Genomic DNA, 17,229 nt, shown 5'->3' on the forward strand with positions numbered 1-17,229 from the left:
CGGCTCAGGGCCATCACAGAGGTCAATCATGAAAACCCTCAACTCCACTCCCCGTGCCGATGGTTTCCACATGCCCGCCGAGTGGGCCCCGCAAACCCAGGTGTGGATGGTCTGGCCGGAGCGCCCGGACAACTGGCGCCTGGGCGGCAAGCCGGCGCAAGCTGCCCATGTGACCTTGGCCAAGGCCATTGCCCGCTTCGAGCCGGTAACCGTCGCGGTTTCCGCTGGCCAGTACGAGAATGCCCGCCGCCAGCTCGACCAGCCGAACATTCGCGTGGTCGAGATCAGCAATGACGATGCCTGGGTGCGTGACACCGGCCCGACCTTCGTCATCAACGACCAGGGTGAAGTGCGTGGTGTGGACTGGGGCTTCAATGCCTGGGGCGGCTTCGATGGCGGCCTGTACGCACCGTGGAACCGTGACGAGGAGCTGGCGGCCAAGGTCCTGGAAATGGAGCGCTGCCAGCGCTACCACACCGAAGGCTTCGTGCTGGAGGGCGGCTCGATCCACGTGGACGGCGAAGGCACCGTGATCACCACCGAAGAATGCCTGCTCAATCGCAACCGCAACCCGCACCTGAACCGCGAGCAGATTGAAGCGGTGCTGCGCGACCACTTGGCAGTCGACACCGTGGTCTGGCTGCCGGATGGCCTGTACAACGACGAGACCGACGGCCACGTCGACAACTTCTGCTGTTACGTGCGCCCGGGCGAAGTGTTACTGGCCTGGACCGATGATTCCAACGACCCCAACTATGCGCGCTGTCATGCTGCCATGGAGGTGTTGAAGAACACCCGCGACGCCAAGGGCCGGGAGTTCATCGTGCACAAGATGCCGATCCCGGGGCCGCTGTTTGCCACCGCCGAAGAGTGTGCCGGTGTCGACCAGGTTGTCGGCAGCCAGGAGCGTGACCCGTCGGTGCGCCTGGCCGGTTCGTACGTGAATTTCCTGATCGTCAACGGCGGCATCATCGCGCCAAGCTTCGACGACCCGGCAGATGCCGAGGCCAGGGCGATCCTGGCGAAGATCTTCCCCGACCACGAGGTGGTGATGGTCCCTGGCCGCGAGCTGTTGTTGGGCGGTGGCAACATCCACTGCCTGACCCAGCAGCAGCCGGCGCCGCTCAAGCGTTGAACGCACAGTGCGTGAAAGGGCCCGTCCCATGACGGGCTTTTTTTTGCCGCGGGGACGGTCGGAGGCTCGTGCTGGCATATGTTTTGTATTGTTTTTCAGTTAGATAGCTCGGCCATGCCGCGCTCTCGGATCTGTAACAATCCTTACGTAAATTAGCCGCTCACGGGCCAGGGAGTACGTGTAGAAATGAACGCAGCAAGTGAGTCGGCTTTGCGCCCATCGGCAGTGAATCACCAATCGCTCAAGCTTGTGGCGAAGTGGTTGAAACACCATGGAAGCATCAGGGTCAGGACGACCGACCCACGACGTCTGCTTGCCGGACGATACCCCCGAAGGGCTGATCAGCGAAGCAGAAATGCAGGCGCTGATGGCGGTTTGGCACTGATCGACTCGGTATTATCTGTACCGGCCCCTTCGCGGGCTCGCCCGCTCCCACAGGGACATCACATGTCTCAAACCCTGTGAAATATCTGTGGGAGCGGGCGAGCCCGCGAAAAGGGCCGCTACAGGCAATAAAGATCAGAAGCTGTAGCTGCCAGTCACCACCAGGCTGCGCGGGTCACCCACCTGGATCTGCGCCGCACTGGTCGCCGAGCTGTAGTAGGTCTTGTCGGCAATGTTGCTCAGCGCCGCCCGCACATCCCAGTCGTGCGTGCGGTACCCCGCCAATGCATCCCAGCGGCCATACCCCGGTAGCACCGTGGTGTTCTGGTTGTCTGCATAACGCTCACCCACCAGTGTCACGCCGGTTTCGGCGTACCAGCCCAGCTCCGGTTTCCAGGTCACGAACAGGCTGGCGTTGCGCTTGGCCACGTCATTGATGCGGTTGCCTTCCTGGCCGTTGTTGTCCTTGACGATGGTCGCATCCTGCAGGCCGATGCCACCGCGTACATACCAGTTGCCAAAGACATTGCCGGTGGCGGTCAGCTCGATGCCGCGCGAACGCTGCAAGCCGCTGAGCAAGATGTTTGCCGGGTCATGCGGGTCGCGGGTGCGGCGGTTGTAAAGCTCCAGCTCGTAGAGGGCCAGCGTGGTGGTCAGGCGCTGGTCGAACCAGTCGCTTTTCACGCCGATTTCCTTCTGCCGGGTTTCTTCCGGCTTGGTCTCGTTGGTGTTGCCCTTTGCGCCCGGGGTGATGCCGATCAGACCGCCCCCCACCGGTGAGAAGGTCTTGCTCCACGAGGCATAGAACGAATGGTCGCGCCACGGTGTGTAGACCAGGCCCAGGCGTGGGCTGGTGCTATTGCTGTCCTGTGGTTCGCGGCGGCCATCCTTGTCGGTGGTCTGCACTTCGAACCGGTCGAAGCGTACGCCGGCAAGCACCTGCCACTGAATCGTTCAGGCGGATCTGGTCTTGCAGATAAAGGCCGCGGCTATCGACCACGGTGTGGTTGTCGCTCCACAGCGCCAGGTTGCCATTGAGTTGCTGGTCGCGGCCGGGCTTGCCCAGGCCTTGCAGCTTCTGGTCGACCGCTTTATAGAGCACCGGGTCACGCTTCTGGTTGCCGAACTCCAGGCCCAGCAACAGCTTGTGCTCCAGGCCCAGGGTGTCGAAGTCGCCCTCGGCCTCCAGGTTGTTGAACAGGTTGCGGGTGTTCAGGTCCTGCTGCCAGCGCTGGCGGGTCAAGGTGTCGGTGTTGGCGTCGTAGCCCGTGACGTAGGTGTTGTCGAACTCGCTGTCGAGTTTGAACAGGCCCAGGCTGTGGCGCAGCTGCCAGGTTTCGTTCAGCTGGTAGTTCAGGCGTGAGCGCAGCGACTGGGCGCGGTCGTCGATGTAGTCGCGCTGGTCGCCATAGGTGGTGCTGCGGCTGACATCGGCCGGGCGCCCGTTGACTCCGGGGATGCCACGGTCCGGGGTGCGGTTGTAGCGGCTGTATTCGTATTGCACCAGCCAGTTCAGGTCGGGGGTGATTTGCCAGCTGATCGAGGGAGCGAACAGCTGGCGGCTGCCTTCGATGCCGTCGCGGAAGCTGTTGTTGTCCTGGTTGCCCATATTCAGGCGCAGGCTGACGGTGTCGCTGGGGTCGGCGCTGAGGTCGGCATACAGGCTGCGCAGGTCTTCGCTACCGGCCTGCGCCTCGATGCTCGAACGGCGGCCGGGCTCCGGCGCCTTGCTCACCCGGTTGACGATACCGCCCTGGCTACCACGGCCATACAGCACCGCTGCCGGCCCCTTGAGCACTTCGACCCGCTCGATGTTATGCAGGTCGCGAATGTACTGGCTGTCGTCGCGAATACCGTCGAGGTAGAAGTCGTTGCTGGCCTCGAAGCCGCGAATGCGCACGCTGTCGAAGCGGGTGTCGGCACCGCTGCTGACGTTGGGGATGCCTTCCAGTGCCTTGCCCAGGGTATTGCTGCCGTAGTCCAGCACGTTGGCGGTCTTTACCGTGTCGATGGCCTGCGGCACATAGCGCACAGGCGTCGAGGTGCGGGTCGCAGTGCTTACCTCCTTGACCCGCGGGTTGTCCTTGTCGCGCTCGCTGTCGGCGGTCACCGACAGTTCCGGCAGGGTGGTGGAGGCGGCACTGGCCAGGCCGGCGCTGAACAGCAGCGACAGGCCAAGCGTCAGCGGTGAAAGACGGCAGGGTACAAGCATGAGCACATCCGGATCGAGCAGGTGAAAAAGAGTTGCGGATGTTAATGCTTGCTATTTGCTATTGCATAAGTATTTGTAAAGGGTTGTCATTACATCTGTGTCTGTTTGTTACAGCCCCTCTGCGCCGCCTTTCCCTCCAGGAACAGCCTTGCGCTGCGAACGCGCCCGGACAGGAAAATTGTCCGTTCGATCAAAAGGCTATTTCCCACACAAGATAAATTGTCCGCTGATAGCGCGAACCTGCATGGAAATGCACCAGACCCGCCGGTGATTTTGGTTATATCAACCTGCATTTCACGACTTTTTGACATTTGTAATCGCACACGGCTAGGATTCGGCCAACGCCTGCTGGCCATGATTTTGGCCGTGCTGCTGCCAGAGGTCGCCGTGTGATTACCGGCAGGCCTTCCAGTCTGGATCCGCATAGCGTCGAACCTACGAAGGGGCGTTGGTTCCTGGCGTCATATTGCAGAGCGTTTTTGATTAAGAAATAAGGAAAACAACATGTTGAAAACCAGGATCAGCCTGGTCGCCCTGGCGATGATCGCCGCGACCCAGGCACAGGCCAATGACCAGGCCGACAGCAAAGGCTTCATCGAGGACAGCCACGCCAACGTCCTGCTGCGCAACGCCTACATCAACCGCGACAAGAAACACGGCACCGACGACCAGATCGAATGGGGCCAGGGCGTCATCGCCAACTTCTCCTCCGGCTTCACCCAGGGCACCGTCGGTGTCGGCGTCGATGCATTTGGCCTGTACGCCGTGCGTCTGGACGGCGGCAAGGGCCACAACGGTGGCGCCGGTGTCGACTTCTTCAAGCCTTCGGACTTCAAGGACGAGAACGGCAACGCCAACTCGCCGCACAACCTGGCCCGTGGTGGCGCTGCAGTGAAGTTCCGCATCTCCAACACCGTGCTCAAGTACGGTGACCAGATGCCGGCACTGCCAGTGCTGCAGTACGACGACGCTCGCCTGCTGCCAGAAAGCTTCACCGGTACCCTGATCACCTCCAAAGAGATCCAGGGCCTGGAACTGAACGCCGGCCGCTTCACCCAGGAAGCGCGCAAGAGCGCCGAGCGCCGTGACGGTGGTGGCCTGAAGTCAATCAACGTGCTCGGTGGTAGCTACAAGTTCACCGACAACTTCACCGCTTCGCTGTACACCGCCGACAACGAAGACGTGATGAAGAAGCACTATCTGGGCCTGAACTACGTCTTCCCGATTGCCAGCGACCAGTCCCTGACCCTGGACTTCAACGGCTACAAGTCGGACATCGACAACAAGTTCGTCAAGAGCGCCGAACTCAACGGCGACTCCAACACCATCTGGAGCCTGGCAGCCACCTACGCGTACGGTGCGCACTCGTTCACCATCGCCCACCAGCGCAGCACCGGCAGCACCGGCTACAACTACGGCTGGTACCAGAACGCGGGTGGCGTGGGTGACGGTGGTTCGACCATCTACCTGGCGAACTCGTACTGGTCCGACTTCAACGCCGAAGACGAGCGTTCCTGGCAGCTGGGCTACGGCCTGGACTTCGGTGCCTATGGCATCCCGGGCCTGACCTACAAGCTGGCCTACGTGGTGGGTGACAACATCAACACCCGCAACGTCGCCAACCCGCAGGGCTTCGGTGAAGGTAAAGAGCGCGAGATCTTCAACCAGATCCGTTACGTGGTGCAGGACGGCCCGGCCAAGGACCTGTCGATCAAGCTGCGTAGCTCGTTCGTGCGTACCAACAACGCCGTGCAGCAGAACGGTTACAACGACGACGGCAACGAAGTCCGCGTATTCGTCGAGTACCCGATCAGCATCTTCTGATCCTGATCTGATGGCCTAGGGGCTGCTTTGCAGCCCATCGCGACACAAGGCCGCTCCTACAGGCGGACGCAATCCCCTGTAGAAGCGGCCTTGTGTCGCGAAATGGCCGCAACGCGGCCCCCGGCTTTCACGCCGGCTCCACTTCCCTGCGCCGTACCCCGGCAACCTTCGCCTCTCCCTCCCCAGTCTCCGGCGCAAAGCTGTCACTACGCGCCATCCGCCACATCCGCGCATAAAACTCGCTTTCAATCGAGCCACTGAGCAATTCGCCCGGCTTGAGGAATGTGTGCAAGTCCGAGAACAGCCCGATTTCGCTAGGGCTGATACGCCGCGCCAGGTGCTTGGGCTTGAGCTCCGAAGGATGCTCCAGGCCCGCGGCAGCCAACATTTCGGCCAGCGCATGCAGCGTGTTGGCGGTGGAAGCTGGCCACCCGTTCGGCCTTGTCCGGTACCACCAGGGCACGCTGGCGCAGCGGGTCTTGCGTGGCCACGCCGGTCGGGCATTTGTTGGTGTGGCAGCTTTGCGACTGAATGCAGCCGATGGCGAACATGAAGCCGCGCGCGGAGTTGACCCAGTCCGCCCCGATGGCCAGCACGCTGGCGATGTCGAAGGCACTGACGATCTTGCCTGCCGCGCCAATGCGGATGCTGGTGCGCAGGTTCAGGCCGACCAGGGTGTTGTGCACGAACATCAGGCCTTCGCGCATCGGCACGCCGATGTTGTCGCTGAATTCGCGTGGCGCCGCACCGGTACCACCTTCCTTGCCATCGACGACGATGAAGTCCGGCGTGATGCCAGTGGCCAGCATGGCCTTGGCAATGCCCATGAATTCCCAAGGGTGGCCCAGGCAGAACTTGAACCCCACCGGCTTGCCGCCCGACAGCTCGCGCAGGCTGGCAACGAACTGCAGCAACTCGACCGGGGTGCGGAAGGCACTGTGCGCTGCCGGCGAGATGCAATCCTCGCCCTCGCGCACGCCACGGGTGGCAGCAATCTCGGGGCTGACCTTGTGCCCCGGCAGGATGCCACCGTGGCCCGGCTTGGCGCCCTGGCTGAGCTTGATCTCGATCATCTTCACCTGCGGCGAGCGTGCCTGCTCGGCGAAGCGCTGCGGGTCGAAGCGGCCGTCCTCGGTGCGGCAGCCGAAGTAGCCGCTGCCGATTTCCCAGATCAGGTCACCGCCGTGTTCGCGGTGGTACGGGCTGATGCTGCCTTCGCCGGTGTCATGGGCGAATCGGCCCATGCGTGCACCACGGTTGAGGGCAGCGATGGCGTTGGCACTGAGGGCGCCGAAGCTCATGGCCGAGATGTTGAAGATCGACGCCGAATAGGGCAGGCGGCATTGCGGCCCGCCGATGGCGATGCGGAACGATGCCGGGTCTGGCGTGGCCACCGGCAGCATGGAATGGCTGATGAATTCGAAGCCGGGCTTGTAGGCATCGTTGAGGGTGCCGAAGGCTTTCTCGGCACTTTCGTTCTTGGCCCGGGCGTAGACCAGCGAACGCTGCGAGCGGGAGAACGGCAGCTTGTCGTCGTCGCCCTCGATCAGGTACTGGCGGATTTCCGGGCGGATGGTTTCGATCAGGTAGCGGATGTTGCCCAGGATCGGATAGTTGCGGCGCACGGCGTGGTGGCTTTGGCGCAGGTCGTTGAGGCCGACCAGGCTGAGCAGCGCGGTGGTCAGTGTCAACGGCCACAGCCAGGCATGCTGGGGTAGCAGCGGCAGGCTGGCGACGGTGAACAGCAGGCAAAGGGTGAGGCAGGCATAGCGGCTGGGTAGAGAGTGTTTCATGGGTCCATCGCAGGCAGGATGACCGGGCCTAGGATAGGCAAAGGTGGGGAGGGGAAAACCTGGGTAATCGGTAAAAGACTGTTACCTGATTGTGATTGTGTTGCCTGTGCTGGCGTCATCGCCGGCAAGCCAGCTCCCACAGGTACTGCGCATGGCTTGAAATCGGTGCGGTCGAGGTAGGGGCAACTGTCTTGCCCAATTTCTCAAAGCGGCACCACCCTGTGGGAGCGGGCATGTCGAGGCGTCGAACCGCCGCGAACACCGGCGCAGCCGGTGCCAGCCATCGCGTCGCCTGCTTCGCGGGCTTGCCCGCTCCCACAGGGGATGGTGCAGTCCCGAGGTTCACGCTTTAACTGTGGGAGCTGGCTTGCCGGCGATGAGGCCAGCACAGGCGGTACAGTTCCTCCCCATAAAATTGTTAGTGAGGCAACAGCACACTGACCCGCAACCCACCTCCCTCGCGGTTCGCCAACCGCAACTCGCCCCCATGGCTGGTAGCAATCCGCTGGGCAATGCTCAACCCCAGCCCATACCCCCCGGACGCCTGGTTGCGCGACCCTTCACCGCGCACGAACGGGTCGATGATGGTCGCCAGCAGGCCCGGCGCAATCCCTAGCCCGCGGTCGTCGATATGAATGAACACCCCGGTGGTCGCCTGCTCCAGCGTGACCGAAACCTCCTTGGCATAACGCAACGCATTGACCAGCAGGTTCTGCAGGCAGCGCTGCAGCAGCAGGGCATCGGCCCGCAGGCTGCCCGCCTGGCCATGCACCGGCAGCGGCTCTTGGGCAGTGGCCAGCTCGGCGCACTGGCGCGCCACCAGCCGGTCCAGGTCCACCTGCTGCAAGTTCTGCTGCTCCCCCGCGCGCAGGTAATCGAGCACCTGACCGATCATGTCGTCCATCTGCGTGATGTTCTGCCGCAGGCGCTGCCGGTGTTCGTCGTCCGGCAGGCGCTCCAGGCGCAGGCGCATCCGCGTCAGCGGGGTGCGCAGATCGTGGGACACGGCGGCCAGGAAGTAGGCCTTGTCGTTGACCATCGCGATCAGCCGCTGCTGCATGGCGTTGAAGGCCTGGGCCGCCTGGCGCACTTCCTCCGGGCCATCCAGCGCCAAGGGCGGCTGCTCGAGGTTGCTACCCAGGCCGCGCGCGGCATCGGCCAGGCGCCGCAGCGGGCGCAGGCACAGGCGCACCGCGATCAGGCACACCAGCAATACCGCGACGATGCGCAGCGCGTACACCCGCAACAGGTAATCGCTGATCAGTACCCAGGCTGACTCGCCGCTCCACCCTTGCAGTTCCTGGCCTTCGATAGTCAGCCAGTGCCCATCGGCCAATGGCACCGCGAACTGCAGATGCGCCTGGGCCGTACGCAGGCCGAACAGGCTGCGCCACACGATCGGCTGGCCCTGTTCGTCGGTCAACTGCACCTTCATCAGGCGCACGTTCTGGGCCTGCCCCAACTCGTACTCAAGGGCCTGGTGCAGCAACAGTTCGATACGCCTGCGCCCACGGCGCTCGTCCTGCACCGGCGTGGGCAGGGCTTCGCTGCAATGCAGTTGGTAATGCGCTGGCGCCCGCAGTGCACCTGCGCGGCAATCTGCCTGGGCGATCAACGGCGCGCTGCGGGCGGCGATGAGCCGGACAGGGGCCTCGAGTACCTGGGCAAAACGCACATCGAACCAGATGCTGCTGGACATCAACTGGATCAGCACGGTGCCGCTGACCATGATCAGCAGCAACTGGCCGAACAACGTGCGTGGCCACAGCCGGTGCAGCCTGCGCATGTCAGGTATCGGCCCCGTCGGTGGCGATGCTCAGCAAATAGCCTTCGTTGCGGATGGTGAGAATTTGCGCGGCCCCTGCCGGCGCGTGGCGCAGGTGCTGGCGCAGGCGGCTGACGCACATGTCCACGGAACGGTCGTCGGGCAGGTGGTCGCGGCCGAACGCACTGCGCGTCAGTTGGTCACGGGACACCACGCGGCTGTTGGCTTCCAGTAATTCGCGCAATACGCGGTAGTCGGAGCGGGGCAGGGTCAGGGTCTCGCCGTCTGGGCGTGTGAGCAGGCGCTTCACGTGTTCCAGGCGGAAACCGGCGAACAGCTGGGTTTCCTCTACTGGCGCTTCGGCGGGGGCTTCCAGGCGTTGCGGACGGCGCAGCACGGCCTTGATCCGGGCGATCAGTTCGCGTGGCTCGAAGGGCTTGGCCAGGTAGTCATCGGCACCGACCTCCAGGCCGATGATGCGGTCCAGCGTGCTGCCCTTGGCCGACAGCATGATCACCGCCAACCCGGGTGTGGCTTGTAACTGGCGGCACAGGCTCAGGCCGTCTTCGCCCGGCAGCATCAGGTCGAGCACCACCAGCTCCACCTTGTGCCTGGCCAGTTGTTCGCGCATCTGCTCGCCGTCAGCCGCTGCCAGCACGCTATAGCCAGCGTCTGTCAGGTAATCACAAAGAAGTTCGCGGATCTCGTCGTCATCATCGACAACAAGCAGGGTTGTGCTCATGCGGAAAACACCTGTTCGGTGAGGCCGGTGGCGCTCGTTACGTTCGATTACATCCCCGTACAAGCCGGGTATGGAGCCTGGGGGGCCGATCTCTAGAATCCTAACAAAAAATCATCTGCAAATACGAAGCCTTCCCAAATGAACACCGAGAGCACCCCGAACGCTTTTCCCTGCATCAGCCGAGGCGGCACTCGCCTGAACCCGCTGGCCCTGTTCATTGCCATGGCCCTCAGCGGTGGCGCGATGGCTGCCGACAGCAAGCCCCTGGAGCTGGATGCCACGCAAATCGAAGACAGCGCCCTGCTGCCTGCCGACGAAGCCGGCCAGCTGGGTTACACGGTCGAAAGCACCCGCAGCTCCACCGGCTTGGCCCTGACGCCGCGGCAGACGCCGCAGTCGGTCACCACCATTACCCGCCAGCAGATGGATGACCGCGACATCCACACCATCGAGCAAGCGCTGGAAACCACCCCGGGTGTGACCGCGAGCAAGTCCGAAGTGGGCGGGCGTACCGACTACCGTGCCCGTGGCTACTCGATCAGCAACTGGAAGGTCGATGGCCTGCAGTTCCAGGGCGGCTCCGACTTCAGCGGCGGCGGCAACGCGCTGAACATGGACCTGTACGAGCGCATCGACATCGTGCGCGGCGCCAACGGCCTGCTGGGTGGTACCGGCGACCCGTCGGCCACCGTCAACCTGATCCGCAAGGCACCGACCAGGACGTTCGGCGGCAGCGCCTACGCCACCTACGGCAGCTGGGACAAGCGACGCCTGGGCGCAGACCTCAACCTGCCGCTGTCCGAAGACGGTCGCCTGCGTTCGCGCTTCGTGATGACCCAGCAGGACGCCAACTCATTCCGCGACAACCAGTCCGAACGCTCCCGCGCCGCGCTGGCCAACTTCGAGTTCGACCTGGACGACGCCACTACCCTCGGTGCCGGCTACCAGTACGAATACAACAAGATTGTCGGCGGTGGCTGGGGCGCGAACATCCCGATCTGGTACCGCGATGGCAGCAAGACCGACCTGCCGCGCAGCACCAACGTGGTCCCCAGCTGGAGCTTTGGCGAGTACACCACCCGCACTGCGTTCGGCTCGCTGGAGCACCGCTTCGACAACGACTGGACCCTGGACCTGAAAGCCGCCCAGAGCACCGCCGAAACCCTCAACCATCGTGGCCTGGCCAAGGTCAACTCGGCGGGTCGTGGCAGCTATGGCGGCTACTGGGACCAGGATGGCAGCGGGGCCGTGCTCAACGGCCTGCACAGCTCCACCGACACCACCCAGCAATCGGCACAGATCGACCTGTCCGGCCCGTTCCAGCTGTTCGGCCGTACTCACCAGGCGATGGTCGGCTACAACGACAGCCGCACCGTGGCCTGGTCGCCCGAATATACCTGCACCATGGTCGGCGACGGCGTGGCCAGTGCGCCTGCGCTGGGGTGCCAGTTCCGCGCCAACAACGGCTTCCCGCTGACCGACTGGCGCAATGGCGTGGATGACGACTACAACATCATCGCCTCGCGCACCGGCCGCCACAGCAAGACCACCACCCGCCTGCAAGGCATGTACGCGGCAACCCGCCTGAGCATCAGCGACCCGCTGTCGGTCATCCTCGGCGTGCGCACCAGCAACTACTCGGCTACCACCCGCAGCGTGGCTGGCGCACGTACCAGCCAGGAAGAGAACGGCATCGTTACCCCGTACGTGGGCGCCGTGTACGACCTCAACGACACCTACTCGCTGTACGCCAGCTACACCGACATCTTCACCCCGCAAACTGCTGAAACCAGCAGCGGCGGCAAGGTCGAGCCGATTCGCGGGCAAAGCTACGAGACAGGTATCAAGGGAGAGTGGTTCGACGGTCGCCTGAACGCTTCGGCGGCGTACTTCCGCACCAGGCAGGAAAACAAGGCAGTGCTCGACGGCGACCTGACCACCCCAACCGGTGGCGACGCCTACAAGGCCGGTTCCGGCCAGGAAACCGACGGTATCGACCTGGAAATCGCCGGCGCCCTGACCCCCAGCTGGAACGTGTATGCCGGCTACACCTACCTGCACTTCCGCCGCGTCGACAGCGACGGCCGCAGCGACCCGTCACACCTGTTCAAGGCCTCGACCACCTACCGCCTTTCCGGCCCGCTCGACCGCCTGACCCTGGGCGCCGGGGTGACTGCGCAGAGCAACATCCGCGCAATCTCCAGCCCGGCGGGCCAGCCGAGCAATGGCGTGAGCAGCGGGGCCACTGACGTGAACTGGTCCGGTTATGCCATCTGGAATGCCATGGCCAAGTACCAACTGACCGACGACACCAGCGTCAGCCTCAACGCCAACAACCTGTTCGACAAGCACTACTACACCCGCTACGGGTTCTATGCCGGGGCGATCTACGGTGACCCGCGCAACCTGTCGCTGACGGTTAGCACCGCGTTCTGATCAACCGCACCTGGGGCTGCTGCGCAGCCCATCGCCGGCAAGCCGGGCTCCCACAAGTATTTTGGTAGCAACTGCCTTGCTCAATTTCTAACAGGTGGCGCGATCCCTGTGGGAGCGGGCGCGCCCGCGAACACGGGCGAAGCCCGTGCCATCCACCGCGGCACCTGATTCGCTGGGGCGGCGCCAGGCTCAAACCATGCGCTGTGCTTGTGGTAGATGGCCCAGCCCTTTGGGCTGCGCTGTCGCGTAGATAACTGAAATGGCAAGCAATCCGCGTCCCGTGTGGGAGCGGCTTTAGCCGCGAAGAATCCAACGCGGTGCATGGCACCGGCTGCGCCGGTGTTCGCGGCTAAAGCCGCTCCCACAGGGCCCCTGCTAATTCAATGAGTTATGTGCAGTTCTATGAGAGCCTGGCTTGCCGGCTATGGGCCGTAAAGCTGCCCTATTTCACCTAGGGCCAGTCCCTTGCTCGCGATCAACCGGCTTCTCCAGCCGGTCTTCGAAACTGTCCCAGTCCTCACCAAACAGTTCCACCGGGTGCATAGTCCGACTCGCGCCATTGCCACAGGCCAATGCCTTGGCAGGGCAATACAGGTCGCAGCCCCAGCAGATGCGCTCCGGGTGGCTGGGGGTTTTGGGGAATTTCTTGGCCATGGTTTCCCTCCCTCAAGGGCTGACTGATCTCAGGCTAAGCTGCGTGCCGGCGCCAGGCTTGATTGAGATCAATCTTGGGGGAAGGGATCATGCAGAGCGTGCTGAAAACAAAAAAGGCCCACCTTTCGGTGAGCCTTTTTGATACTGCGTATGGTGCCGGCACCAGGAATCGAACCCGGGACCTACTGATTACAAGTCAGTTGCTCTACCATCTGAGCTATACCGGCAATGGGGCGTCATTATAACGATCGGTTGGCGCCTGTAAACCACTTCCTTGCGAATGTTCGCAAATGACCTAAGTCACCGGCCTGAAAGAAGAATTTTCCTACCAGCCGCGATGGATGGTGGTGACGCTTGGCTCGGTTTTGCCCGGGTTGAAGAACAGCTTGTCGTTGTCGCAACCACGCTTGCGGCAGGGGCTTTCGGTGCGCAGGGGCAGGCCGTTGTCGCCGCCCAGCTGCATGCCGGGATGGTTCCAGCCCAGGCTGCTGGTAGGGTGGGGAGCGGTGCTGCTGGCGCAGCCGGTCAGGGCCAGGGTGAGGGTCAGCAGGGCGAGGGGCTTGGTCTGGGTCACGATGGTCGGGTCCGTTAGTCCATGTCGGTTCTGGCGCAACGCCAGAAGGTCGCGGGGCTGGCGGGCAGCGCGCGACGTCACTTTTTAATGATTTGGGGCCGGATGATACACCGTTGCGGTGGTGGGGCATTAGCTTTGTGTTGCCTGTGATGGCCTATTCGCGGGCTTGCCCGCTCCCACAGGATCTTCACAAGCCTTGAAACTGTGTAGTACCTGTGGGAGCGGGCGTGAACTGGCCTAATGACCCCGGACACCTCTTAAGGGCGATATGATTCGCCCAATCCGGAGGTTTCCATGCAAGAACGAAAGACCTACACCCGCGAGTTCAAGCAACGTGCTGCAAGCATGGTTCTTGATGACAACTGCTCGATTCCCGACGTCTGCGCCTCAATGGACGTCGGCCCTACGGCTCTGCGCCGGTGGGTTGATCAGGTGCGCAAAGAGCGTCAAAAAGGCCAGCCAGTAGCCGGTACCAAGGCGATCAGCGACGAACAGCGAGAACTCCAACAACTGCGGGCCAAGATCAAGCGCCTGGAGGCCGAGGCTGAAATCTTAAAAAAGGCTACAGCTCTCTTGATGTCGGATCCCGATCGTTTTTCCTGATCGAGGAGCTGAGAGAGTCTGGTGCGTATCCGACCAGCCTGCTTTGCCGTGTGCTGAATGTATCCCGTAGCGCATTTTATGACTGGCTTCACCGCCGTTCAGCGCCTAATACCAAGCGTGACGCGCTCAGGGAAAAGGTCGTGCAATTGCACGCTGAAAGCCGTGGAAGCGCAGGCGCAAGGATGCTCTCTGAGCACTTGAAAGCCCAGCAACTGAAGGTAGGTCGGTATCTGGCCGGAAGACTCATGCAGGAAGCAAATCTGGCCAGCAGACAGCGCCGTCGGCATCAGTATCGCTCCAGAGGAGTCGAGGCATTCGTGGCTAAGAACCTGCTCGAACGTAACTTCGAGCCTACTGCGATCAACCAAGTCTGGTGCGGTGATGTGACCAGTTTGATGGTCGGGAAACGTTGGTATCACCTGGCAGTAGTAATTGATTTGTTCGCCCGTCGGATCGTTGGTTGGGCGTTTTCCCTGATCAACGATGCCAACCTGGTTAGTAAGGCATTGAGGATGGCGGTAGGGGTTCGGGGCAAGCAGCCAGGCTTGATGTTTCATTCGGATCAAGGCTGCCAATACACCAGCCAGCGCTTCCAATCCGAGCTGCTTGAGCATGGGATAACGCAGAGCATGAGCCGCAGGGGGCAATGCTGGGACAACGCGCCAACAGAGCGTTTCTTTGGGACGCTTAAGTCAGAGTGGGTTCCGCCCAAGGGCTACCAGGAAATTGAAGAAGCCAGGCAGGATATGACCAGCTTCTTCATGCGATACAACCGAATCCGGCTCCACAGCTACAACAACTATCTGTCGCCAATAGCCATGGAGCAGCAGGCGGCTTGATCACCGGTAATCGGTGTCCGGAAAAACTTGACCAGAACAGCGCGCCCGCGAAGGGGCCTTAGCTGTACGAAGATTCTGAACTTGGGGGCTAATGGCTTCAGGGTTTGGTCGCTTCGGAACTATCCTACGCGCGCCGCCGAAGTATCGCTGTTGTCGGGGAAATGGCTCACGGATACCGTTTTCGGGTCGCTCTGGCGACCGGGTGTGAGAACCCGATTACGAATTTAGCGGCCCCGTATGGCGACCGTGCGCGGGCAGACTTCGGTCTGGCCGAGGCTTCCTATATTCACTCGGTTTCTCACCCCGTGCACGGTTGCCGCCCTTTATTCCGTGAGAAAGAATGAAGGCGGTAACTCCTTGAGGAATATAGGAGTTTGAAAATTGAAAACGATCGATACAGATCCCCGCAGCCCAAAGCCCATCACCACCGCAGGCGTTGAAACCTTCCTCGCAGCCGGTAACCCATCCCTCAATCTGCTACGCGTCGAGCCTGGCGTCCCGGTCGATGCTGCCTACGAGCATGTCTCGATCCTGATGGGCTACATCAAGCATCTGGTGCGCGAGGGGGATATGGAGGATGACCATAAATTCCTGGGCGCTGCCGATTATCTGTGCGACATGGCCAAAGCGCTGATGAACGATATCGAGATTGCCAAGAACAAGGCGCATTGAAAGGTGTGGGAGTGGGCACCGCGTTGCATGGCACGGGCTTCGCCCGTGTTCGCGGGCACGCCCGCTCCCACAGGAATCGCGCAAACCTGCAGATTTTTGAGCAAGAAAAGGGACCCACAAAGGCCCCGCAAACAATGCTTGCGCCAACCACAAGAAATGTTTATGCACAAGTGGCATCGGTACCTTGCGCGAAAGGCATGCCGGACCGCTACGCCGCCGGTCTTTGCGCAAACGCCTGTTTTTACTGGCCTTGACGCACAAGCCGGAATAAGCCAAGCGCTTGAAATAGCGCTTGGATCCAACAGGTAATCACAAGCTTGTTCACAGAGTTATCCACAGGTTGTACTGCGGCTAACGGTCGCGTTCGGCAAGGATTAGCAGGTTGCGCGGGGTGAGTGGGTAGTCGCAGAACAGGCCAAGGCGCACGTTGTAGCCTTGTTCTTCGAGGAACAGGGCGCGATCGAGTACCAGCCACAGCTCCAGCGGCCGGCGGAACAGGTTGCGCACGCGCTCCAGGTTGCGGACCTCGGCCAGGCGCTGCCAGCCGGCGGCTTCCAGGGCAGCCCAGTCCGGGTTGCCAGTCAGCTGCAATTGCTTGAGGTCGGCCAGGTCGCGGCAGTACTGCTCGAAGGGCTTCTCCAGCCAGGCCACAGGCAATGACGGAGTCGGCAGGTAGTCATCGGTCTGGCGCTGCTGGCGCTGAAGCAGGTCGAAGCCCAGGCGCCGGGCCATCGAGGTGTCGCGCTGGCGTCGCACGCGGGCGCCGGCGGTAACGGTTTCGCTCAGGGACAGTCCCAGGTCGTCCAGTGACAGCCGCAGGCTGGAGGCTTGGGCGGCTGTGGATAACGCCTGGTACTGCTGCCCCGCGATGCGGTTGTAGCAGCAGGGCGCCACGGCGAGTTGCCGGCAACCTTGCTGGCTGGCCAGTTGCATCAGGCGCACATGCAGGTCGCCGCAGGCATGCAGGGCGACCACGCTTTTGTCGCCAGCCAGGTGACGGGCGCTGTCGTTGGCCATCACATCCTGGTGCACGTGCTGCGCCGGCAAGTGGTGGTGCGCGCTCAGGGCCTGGCCGGCGGTGACCAGTTCAGCGTCGTATTCCAGGCAGGTCAGCTGTTGGCCGGGTTGCAACAGGCGGCGGCCCAGGTGGCCTTTGCCGGAGCACCAGTCCAGCCAGTGACGGGCCTGTTCGCGGAAGGCCAGGTGGCTGGCGAAGGCTTCGATCTGCTGCCACTTGCGGCCGGGGACGGCGACGTCGAGACGGTGCGCGGCAGGGGGCAGGTCGGTTGCCGGGAGGTTGCCGATGGCTGAAAGCTGTCGGGCTTGCTGGGCCAGTTGTGGGAACGGGGCAGGCAACGGGGTAGCGGTGGTGTCGGCTTCGGCGTCTGCCAGGGAGCATTGGCGCAGGTGGGCGGCAAGCTCGGGGTGGGCGGTTTCCCAGGCCAGCTGCAGGGTGATGAAGGGGCGGGGTTTCCACAGCTGCTGGTGCTCGATCAGGAACTGGTCGAGGGCCTGGAAGCGGGTGCTTAGCTGGGGGCTGTGGAGGTGGTTGGGCATGGCAAGGATGTGTGGTGGGTTCGAGGGCCTCTTCGCGGG

General features: G+C 62.6%; 11 protein-coding genes, 1 tRNA gene and 3 pseudogenes. 7 read left to right on the forward strand and 8 right to left on the reverse strand.

Annotation, left to right across the window (positions count from 1 at the left end; all coding sequences use genetic code 11):
* The first annotated feature begins 28 nt into the window (after positions 1 to 28).
* Entirely contained in the window at positions 29 to 1,135 is a 1,107-nt protein-coding gene (gene aguA, locus QIY50_12005) for an agmatine deiminase (protein ID WGV22811.1), read from the forward strand.
* Positions 1,136 to 1,321: 186 nt separating this feature from the next.
* Positions 1,322 to 1,520 (forward strand): annotated as a pseudogene (locus QIY50_12010) (hypothetical protein).
* Positions 1,521 to 1,654: 134 nt separating this feature from the next.
* On the opposite strand, the pseudogene QIY50_12015 reads toward QIY50_12010, so the two are convergent.
* A pseudogene (locus tag QIY50_12015) lies at positions 1,655 to 3,731 on the reverse strand (TonB-dependent siderophore receptor).
* A 504-nt stretch (positions 3,732 to 4,235) separates the two neighbouring features.
* Between QIY50_12015 and QIY50_12020 the strand changes: the two are divergent.
* On the forward strand, positions 4,236 to 5,555 hold the full coding sequence (locus QIY50_12020; GenBank protein ID WGV22812.1) for an OprD family porin: 1,320 nt from the start codon (positions 4,236 to 4,238) through the stop codon (positions 5,553 to 5,555).
* Between the two features lie 127 nt (positions 5,556 to 5,682).
* Here QIY50_12020 and QIY50_12025 read toward each other — a convergent pair.
* The 3 genes and pseudogenes from QIY50_12025 to QIY50_12035 all read right to left on the reverse strand — a co-directional run bounded on the left by QIY50_12025 (position 5,683) and on the right by QIY50_12035 (position 9,855).
* Positions 5,683 to 7,348 (reverse strand): annotated as a pseudogene (locus QIY50_12025) (FMN-binding glutamate synthase family protein).
* Between the two features lie 418 nt (positions 7,349 to 7,766).
* On the reverse strand, positions 7,767 to 9,134 hold the full coding sequence (locus QIY50_12030) for an ATP-binding protein (protein ID WGV22813.1): 1,368 nt from the start codon (positions 9,132 to 9,134) through the stop codon (positions 7,767 to 7,769).
* Between the two features lies 1 nt (position 9,135).
* Positions 9,136 to 9,855: a response regulator gene (locus QIY50_12035; protein ID WGV22814.1), complete on the reverse strand. Its 720-nt coding sequence runs from the start codon at positions 9,853 to 9,855 to the stop codon at positions 9,136 to 9,138.
* A 222-nt stretch (positions 9,856 to 10,077) separates the two neighbouring features.
* On the opposite strand from QIY50_12035, the gene QIY50_12040 reads away from it, so the two are divergent.
* Positions 10,078 to 12,291: a TonB-dependent siderophore receptor gene (locus tag QIY50_12040; protein ID WGV23045.1), complete on the forward strand. Its 2,214-nt coding sequence runs from the start codon at positions 10,078 to 10,080 to the stop codon at positions 12,289 to 12,291.
* Between the two features lie 447 nt (positions 12,292 to 12,738).
* On the opposite strand, the gene QIY50_12045 is transcribed toward QIY50_12040, so the two are convergent.
* From QIY50_12045 to QIY50_12055, 3 genes are all read right to left on the reverse strand, one after another.
* Complete coding sequence (locus QIY50_12045; protein WGV22815.1) at positions 12,739 to 12,945, reverse strand: DUF3079 domain-containing protein; 207 nt, start codon at positions 12,943 to 12,945, stop codon at positions 12,739 to 12,741.
* Positions 12,946 to 13,096: 151 nt separating this feature from the next.
* Positions 13,097 to 13,172: transfer RNA gene (locus QIY50_12050), tRNA-Thr, on the reverse strand.
* A gap of 98 nt (positions 13,173 to 13,270) precedes the next feature.
* The gene (locus QIY50_12055) at positions 13,271 to 13,519 is read right to left on the reverse strand and encodes a hypothetical protein (GenBank protein WGV22816.1); all 249 of its coding nucleotides are present in this window, start codon (positions 13,517 to 13,519) and stop codon (positions 13,271 to 13,273) included.
* Between the two features lie 294 nt (positions 13,520 to 13,813).
* On the opposite strand from QIY50_12055, the gene QIY50_12060 reads away from it, so the two are divergent.
* From QIY50_12060 to QIY50_12070, 3 genes are all read left to right on the forward strand, one after another.
* Complete coding sequence (locus QIY50_12060; GenBank protein ID WGV22817.1) at positions 13,814 to 14,122, forward strand: transposase; 309 nt, start codon at positions 13,814 to 13,816, stop codon at positions 14,120 to 14,122.
* 38 nt (positions 14,123 to 14,160) lie between these two features.
* Positions 14,161 to 14,961: an IS3 family transposase gene (locus QIY50_12065; GenBank protein ID WGV23046.1), complete on the forward strand. Its 801-nt coding sequence runs from the start codon at positions 14,161 to 14,163 to the stop codon at positions 14,959 to 14,961.
* Positions 14,962 to 15,342: 381 nt separating this feature from the next.
* Entirely contained in the window at positions 15,343 to 15,633 is a 291-nt protein-coding gene (locus QIY50_12070) for a DUF3077 domain-containing protein (protein WGV22818.1), read from the forward strand.
* Positions 15,634 to 15,984: 351 nt separating this feature from the next.
* On the opposite strand, the gene QIY50_12075 is transcribed toward QIY50_12070, so the two are convergent.
* The gene (locus QIY50_12075) at positions 15,985 to 17,190 is read right to left on the reverse strand and encodes a methyltransferase (protein ID WGV22819.1); all 1,206 of its coding nucleotides are present in this window, start codon (positions 17,188 to 17,190) and stop codon (positions 15,985 to 15,987) included.
* Positions 17,191 to 17,229 lie beyond the last annotated feature (39 nt).

This window comes from Pseudomonas putida (genome assembly GCA_029953615.1).
GTDB lineage: Bacteria > Pseudomonadota > Gammaproteobacteria > Pseudomonadales > Pseudomonadaceae > Aquipseudomonas.

Coding starts and splice junctions, on each gene's coding strand:
- QIY50_12020 (WGV22812.1), top strand. CDS start 4,236: ATGTTGAAAACCAGGATCAGCCTGGTCGCCCTGGCGATGATCGCCGCG.
- aguA (WGV22811.1), top strand. CDS start 29: ATGAAAACCCTCAACTCCACTCCCCGTGCCGATGGTTTCCACATGCCC.
- QIY50_12075 (WGV22819.1), bottom strand. CDS start 17,190: ATGCCCAACCACCTCCACAGCCCCCAGCTAAGCACCCGCTTCCAGGCC.
- QIY50_12030 (WGV22813.1), bottom strand. CDS start 9,134: ATGCGCAGGCTGCACCGGCTGTGGCCACGCACGTTGTTCGGCCAGTTG.
- QIY50_12060 (WGV22817.1), top strand. CDS start 13,814: ATGCAAGAACGAAAGACCTACACCCGCGAGTTCAAGCAACGTGCTGCA.
- QIY50_12035 (WGV22814.1), bottom strand. CDS start 9,855: ATGAGCACAACCCTGCTTGTTGTCGATGATGACGACGAGATCCGCGAA.
- QIY50_12045 (WGV22815.1), bottom strand. CDS start 12,945: ATGGCCAAGAAATTCCCCAAAACCCCCAGCCACCCGGAGCGCATCTGC.
- QIY50_12040 (WGV23045.1), top strand. CDS start 10,078: ATGGCCCTCAGCGGTGGCGCGATGGCTGCCGACAGCAAGCCCCTGGAG.